Source organism: Klebsiella sp. MS 92-3, assembly GCF_000195655.1.
Classification (GTDB): Bacteria; Pseudomonadota; Gammaproteobacteria; order Enterobacterales; family Enterobacteriaceae; genus Klebsiella; species Klebsiella pneumoniae.
Genome location: NZ_GL882734.1, coordinates 649 through 7214, shown reverse-complemented (window position 1 = coordinate 7214; position 6566 = coordinate 649). Strand labels below are relative to the sequence as shown.

The window sequence follows — 6566 nt, the reverse complement described above, 5'->3', positions numbered from 1 at the left end:
GGTAAGGCGCAGCCGCCACCCGGCGAAATGACGGGTGCGGTGCCTGAAAGCGTGCCCGGCGGCGCCCTACTATTCCTGATGGCGGGTGACGTTGAGGATCTTCGCGCTGGCGCCGACCGGGAAATTGCTGAGGGCGCCGAAATCGCTGCCCTGATAGCCCATGATCTTGCCGTCAGTGCGCATCTGCTGCAGATCGATGAGGATCACCCCCAGCGTGGGAATGATTTTCTCCCGCCAGACGAACAAATAGAGATCCTCCGCCACCTGCACATAGTGGCAGCGATCGACATCCGCCAGCCCCTTTTCCACGCCGTCCAGACACTGCCAGGCGTAAAAATTATCGTTGAGATAGATGTGCTCATAGCGCTCGGTCGGGCTATAGGTGTACTGATTGCGCATGCCGACCAGCGCGGTGGTAAAGTCCGGCAGCGGCCCCGGCTGGGCATCCAGGCGGGCGAAGACGAAACGGGCCTCAACCGCGGTCAGCGGCAACCCTTGTTCTACCCGGCTGAAGGCGTCCAGCCGCGCGGCGGCTTCGTCCGGCAGCTGGCCGTATACCAGCGTGGCATTGCGCTGCGTCAGGTTGCATACCGCGCTAATGCTGGCGTTATCCCGCTCCGGGTCAAGGAAGTCGATAAACAGAATGTCCGGGCGCAGGGCGGTCGCCCGCCAGGGGGCGCGCTTGCCGTTCCAGCTTAGCGTCTGCTCATCTTCGATAACCAGCTGTTGCGGCTCGCTCCCGGCGACATAAAAGGTAAAGTTTTCGCCTGCGGGCAGGCTGGCGGTAGCCAGCAGGTTACCGTGCGGCGCAAAACCATCGGCCAGCGCGCCGACCTGGATAAATACGGCTTCTGAAGTCATAGGGGCTCCTGAACAGAGTAGGGCGTTAGGCAAACGCCAGAGTGGGAACATCGACGATACTGGCCCCGCCGTCGGCGACCAGCGTAGCGCCGCTGATGATGGCGGCCTGCGGAGAGCAGAGAAACTGACAGGCCTGGGCTATCTCCTCGGGGCTGGCGGGGCGGCGCAGCGGAACGTCGCGGCACACCCGTTGATAGGCTTCGGTAAGCGACAGCCCGTGTTCCTGCATCAGTGGGATCATCTCTTCATCCGCCATCGGAGTGGTGACCCAGCCGGGACAAATCGCATTGGCGCGGACGCCCTGTGGGCCGTAATCGCGGGCGATGGAGCGCATCAGGCCAATTAACGCGTGTTTGGCGGTGACATAGCCACAGGCCTGCGGCCCGGCGGCCAGAGAGGCGATGGAGGCGACAAACAGCACATTGCCGCGGCAGGCAATCAGTGAAGGCAGGCAGGCGCGCACGCTGACGAAAGCGCTGTTTAAATTCGCGTCCAGCGCCTCGCGCCATTGGCGATCGCTGGTATCGGCGGCGGGGCTGTTGCCCATCCCGCCGGCGCTGCAGATGAGGACATCAATCCCGCCGGTCTGGTCGAGGATCGTCGGTAGCAGCCGCTGGCGCCACACCTCGCCGTCGGCGGCATCGCCCACCAGCGCCGTGGCGCCGGTCTCATCGGCGACAGCCTGCAGCGGCGCTTCGCGCCGGCCGGTAATAAACACCCGGTCGCCCGCGGCGCGCATCAGCCGCGCGCAGGCGGCGCCAATTCCGGTTCCACCGCCGGTTATCACCACGACTCTCGCCATCCGCACTCTCCTGTAATGGGGTTTCCGATTACCTTAAAAAGCGCGTCAGGTCCCGGCTATCGCCCGGAAGAACGATAGCCGTGGTGGTTAATGGATCTCGCTCACAGGGATCGCCTGCGGCGCAGGCACCGGCTTCATGGTGGCGGGGTCGACCGCCAGATAGCGCCCGGTTTTGCTATCGATACCGACGTAGTCGATCATTTTGCCCTGCGCTTTGGTAACCATGGTGCGCTTAGCAAATGCCTCGTAGGCCTCGCTCATGGCTTTGACCCGATCGGGATGTTCGGCCGCGACATCATGCGTCTCCAGCGGGTCGTCGTGCAGATTAAACAGCTGCCACGGCGCGTCGCCGGCGGTGAGGCCGCGCGGCACCAGCCGTCGCAGCTTCCATTCGCCATCGACCCATGCCGCCTGATGATGCAGTTCAACCCCGTAGTTGCCGCGCGGCGGCTCCTGTACTTCGCCGGTGAGATAGCGCTTAAAGCTGACGCCGATCATCGGCAACACCGGCTTCTTCGCCAGCGACTTGTTCGGATCGATGCCGGCGAACTCATATAGCGTCGGCGCCACGTCATACACCGCCATCGTCGAGGCGTCGATTTTACCGTGGCGGGTGATCCCGGGACCGGAGATCATAAAGTCGGTATTGATGCCGCCCTGGGCGCTGGTGGTTTTGTGATAATTGGCGTAGGGGGCGTTGCTGACGTTGGCCCAGTGGGGGCCGTAGGAGACAAATGATCCTTTGCGGCCGACGTTGTCATAGCTGTTATCGAACTGCTTCCAGAATTCCGGGGTAGATTCGTAGTAGAAACCCTGCGCCGGGTTGGCGCCGTTATCGGTTAAAAAGACCAGCAGGGTATTTTTATCGCGCCCGGTTTGTTTCAGCGTCTCCATCAGGGTGCCGATTTGCGCGTCCATATTGGCGATCATCGCCGCATACACCTGCATCACTTTCGCCGTATATTTCTGCTGCTCTGGCGTTAGCGCTTCCCACTCTTTATCCAGCTCCAGATGCGGCAGCGGGGTATCGTCATGGATAATTCCCAGCGCTTTCAGGCGGGCGATGCGCTGGCGATAGACCTCGGCGTAACCCTGCTCATACTGGCCTTTGAAGCGCTTAATCCACTCGTCCGGCGCCTGCAGGGGATCATGAGGGGCGGTGAAGGCCAGCCAGGCGAAGACCGGCTGTTCCTTCGGCGTCGCTTTAATCCAGCTGTTCATCTGGCGGGCGTAGGCTTCGCTGGAGTAAAAATCATCCGGTAGGGAGACGCGCTCGCCGTCGCGGGTGTAGTAGGTGTGGAAGGCTTCAACGGTCCCCAGCGGTATCGCGTCGTTAAAGTGGCTGGTGCCGCCGCCCATAAAGGCGAAGGCGTGATTAAAGCCGCGATCTTTCGGCGTGGCGCCGGGAACAAAACCGAGGTGCCATTTACCGGCCATCAGGGTGTTATACCCCGCGTCTTTAAAGCGCTCGGCCATGGTGGTGACGCGGTCGGTCAGCCGCAGCTCGTAGCCCTCCTTGCCAATGGTGCTGTCGTACCACCACATGCCGCCCATCCCAGCCTGCTGGTTACTGTTGCCGGTGAGCAGCATTGAGCGCGCCGGGGCCGACATCGGCGAGGTGTAATACTGGCTCATGCGCATTCCCTGCTCGGCCATCGCCTGCAGGTTGGGGGTGGGGATCTCGCCGCCAAAGGGGCTGATGTCCGAGTAGCCCATATCATCGGCGATAATCACGATGACGTTTGGACGCTCCTGCTGCGCGGCGTGCGCGCCACCGGCGAGGATCATGCTGACCGCCGCGGCCATGGCTTTTTTGTTCACGACTGACTCTCCTGTTCAGAGGGGGATATCATCAGGGTAAGGCGCTACGCAGTATGCGCAGTCCCAACAAACGCGGCCCGCCAGGCCTTCAGGCCATTAAGGTCGCGGGAAAAGGGGCGTAATGGTGCGAGGATGTCGCTAAAGAAGCGGTAGTAGCCTCCGCAGAGGCGGTTGTTGCCTGCGGCGTTGAGATGCGCCGGGCAGCCGCCCTGGCAGACCATTTTTACCGAGCAAGTCTGGCATTCGCGGCGCAGACTTTTCTGCTGACCGAAAGGCAGTTGCACCGAGGCGTCGACCGCGGCGGCAAGCGTCTGCTCGTCAAGGCGGCCCAGCCGATGTTCGGCGTTGATCAGGTGGTCGCAGGCGTAGAGCTGTCCGTCGAGCTCCATCACCAGGTTGCTGCCGCAGCGGGCGCTGTGCACGCAGCTGCCGCTGGTATGAGTGAAATACTGCGCCCACGCCTGTTCGATATTGATAACGAACACCCGCCCTCTATCGCAGCGCTTCCGCCACTGTCGCCAGATGCCGACCATAAAACGTCCCCAGTTATCGGCGCTGAGCTGGTATCCTTCGCGCAGGGCCGCGCCTTCGCTCATCAGCGGCTGAAACTGCAGATAGCGCGCGCCGAGGCTGACCAGCCGGTCATAAATCGCCGCCGCGTGGGCCGCCATCTCGTTATGCACCACCACCAGCAGATTAAAGTCCACCTGATGCTGATGGAGCAGGTCAATGCCGCGCAGCGCCGCCGACCAGGTCGACCGGCCGCGTTTATCCGGACGATGGTAGTCCTGCAGCGCTTCGTTGCCTTCGAGGCTCAACCCGATAATAAAGCCATGTTCGCGGAACAGTCGGCACCATGCGTCGTTGATCAGCGTCCCGTTGGTCTGCAGGCTGTTGCTGATAGTCACGCCGTCGGGGGCATAGCGCGCCTGCAGGGCGAGCGCTTTTTTGTAGAAGCTCAGGCCGGCCAGCAGCGGCTCGCCCCCCTGCCAGACAAAGTTGATTTCCCGCGCGCCGGCGGGCTGGGCGGCAATATAGCGGCGGATAAACTGCTCCAGCCGCGCGTCATCCATCTTGTTGACCGACGTTTCGTCCTGCGGGTAATAGCAATAGCGGCAGGCGAGATTGCAGGCGGGGCCAATCGGCTTCATCAGAATATGAAACGGCACCGGCGAGCGCGGCTCAGCGGCCAGCGGAATTTGCTGCTGGCGCAGGGCGGCGATATTCAGCATCGGCTTATCCTCGGTTAGTGACCGGTACTGTTGATATTATTTTGGCAACAGCGGGTCAGGCGTAATCACATGATTAAGCCGCGGCGAAAATTAATTGCATCCTGTTAAGGGTATAAGTGAAAAAAAACAAAAATCCATCGTTCTTTAGGATGAGAATCACGCGTCGGGAATAGGTTTTTTTTATCACCAGGGGCAGGTACGCCGGGTGTTAATCTTATTTGTTTATGTTTTAACGTCGCTATCGTAAAGCATGGCCGGGGTGTTTTTTAAATGCTTTATATAACAATGTATTGCTGAAAATTTTGTAACGGCTATCACATTGTTAATATGTTAATGATTGTGTTACTTAAATGTGAAATGTATGCTTCAATTATCAGTAGTCATCCATGTGTCATGTACCATCATCTCGACGGGGAGGCCCTATCATGTCTGCTTTGTTAAAAGCCAGCCGTAATGATGCGATAATAGCCCGTTGTTTACAGACTATTTCCCAGTTAATTCCACTAACTTCAGCGGTGTTTTATCGAGTAAATAATCGTTTAAAACCCGAAAACTATATATTGCATAATATTTCCGATAATACGCACCAACAATATCTGGAAAACTTTCAGCCGCTGGATCCGCTTCTGCCGTCGCACTTTAGCCACCAGAACACCACCGTGGCGGCGATGACGCCGCGGCTCTGCGACCGCAACCGGCATTACTATCATGAATTTATGTTGCCGAATAACGTGCGCGACATGACCGAGATCTTTATCCGCCGCGAGCGGCGGATCGTCGCCGGTATCTCGCTGATGCGCGACGTGCCTTTCTCCAGCGAAGAGCGCCAGCGGGCCCAGGCGGTGCTGCCGCTGGTAGAGCTGGCCATTCGCGACTGCCTGCAGGAAGAAGATGATTTGCCCGCCATCCTGACGGCGAAAGAGCGGGAAATCGTCGGCATGGTGCGCGAAGGCGCCAGCAATAAGCTGATTGCCCGCCAGCTGGATATCTCGCTCTCGACGGTAAAAACGCACCTGCGCAATATTTTCGCCAAGACCGAAGTGGTCAATCGTACCGAACTGGTTTCCCGAACCTGGATGCCGGCCGCTCAGCGTACGCTGCATCTGTAATCTGACTTTCGCATCCCGCGCGCGCCGTGGCAGCACGGCGTTTTCCTGATGCCTGTGGGTATCACTCCCTGGAGGATCCTCCGGGGGGAGGCTTTTTTGACCGGAGCACGCCCTACGATGTCGAGTACACCTCTCACTGATAATGCGCTTTCCCGGCCCGCCGGGCTGGTGGTGTCCCTGCGTTTGCTGGCGGCGATCGTGATTTTTGCCGCTATTGCGCCGGGTATTCTGATGACCGCGCCGGCGGTGGCGGCGCAGCTGGCCAGCGAATGGCAGCTAAAACCCGGGCAGATCGGCTGGCTGTTCTCAGCGGAGCTGGGGGCAATGAGCCTGGCGACGCTCCCGGCGTGGTGGTGGATGAGCCGCCTCGACTGGCGGCGGGTTGCCCTGACGGCCGGGGTGGTGTTTCTGGCCGCCAACCTCGTCTCGGCGGTGGTCACCCAGTATGAGACGCTGCTGGCGGCGCGCTTTATCGCCTCGCTGGCGGGCGGCACGTTGATGATTTTGTGCATCAGCTGCGCGGCCGGAACGCCGAACCCGTCGCGGGTCTACGCCTTCTGGGTGCTCGGGCAACTGCTGTTAGGGATGCTTGGCCTGCTGGCGCTGCCCGGCCTGTTCGCGACCTTTGGCCTGAAGGTGGTGTATCTGATCCTCGCCGCCATCATGCTCTGCTGTTTGCCGCTGGTATCCGCTTTCCCTCCGCGCTTTCAACCGCTTTCAGTCTCCCGCCAGCAGCCGTCG

At 60.2% G+C, this 6566-nt stretch carries 6 protein-coding genes; 2 read left to right on the top strand and 4 right to left on the bottom strand.

The features are described 5' to 3' along the window. Positions 1 to 69 precede the first annotated feature (69 nt). The 4 genes from HMPREF9538_RS23400 to HMPREF9538_RS23415 all read right to left on the bottom strand — a co-directional run bounded on the left by HMPREF9538_RS23400 (position 70) and on the right by HMPREF9538_RS23415 (position 4716). A complete protein-coding gene (locus tag HMPREF9538_RS23400; RefSeq protein WP_009484102.1) occupies positions 70 to 861 on the bottom strand; it encodes a MoaF C-terminal domain-containing protein in 792 nt (263 codons plus the stop codon). A 25-nt stretch (positions 862 to 886) separates the two neighbouring features. Beyond that, positions 887 to 1663, bottom strand: a complete 777-nt coding sequence (locus HMPREF9538_RS23405; RefSeq protein ID WP_009484101.1) for an SDR family NAD(P)-dependent oxidoreductase — start codon at positions 1661 to 1663, stop codon at positions 887 to 889. Positions 1664 to 1750: 87 nt separating this feature from the next. After that, positions 1751 to 3484 (bottom strand): arylsulfatase, encoded by a 1734-nt coding sequence (locus HMPREF9538_RS23410; protein WP_004893684.1) that lies wholly within the window; start codon positions 3482 to 3484, stop codon positions 1751 to 1753. 44 nt (positions 3485 to 3528) lie between these two features. Continuing rightward, positions 3529 to 4716 carry an anaerobic sulfatase maturase gene (locus HMPREF9538_RS23415; protein ID WP_009484099.1) on the bottom strand — a complete coding sequence of 396 codons (1188 nt, stop codon included), beginning with the start codon at positions 4714 to 4716 and terminating at the stop codon, positions 3529 to 3531. Between the two features lie 425 nt (positions 4717 to 5141). Here HMPREF9538_RS23415 and HMPREF9538_RS23420 point away from each other — a divergent pair, with 425 nt between their 5' ends. Together HMPREF9538_RS23420 and HMPREF9538_RS23425 are read left to right on the top strand one after the other, a co-directional pair. Continuing rightward, complete coding sequence (locus HMPREF9538_RS23420) at positions 5142 to 5825, top strand: helix-turn-helix transcriptional regulator (protein ID WP_002892774.1); 684 nt, start codon at positions 5142 to 5144, stop codon at positions 5823 to 5825. A gap of 117 nt (positions 5826 to 5942) precedes the next feature. After that, positions 5943 to 6566 (top strand): MFS transporter (locus tag HMPREF9538_RS23425; RefSeq protein ID WP_032456998.1); only part of this gene is annotated, 624 nt, incomplete at its 3' end.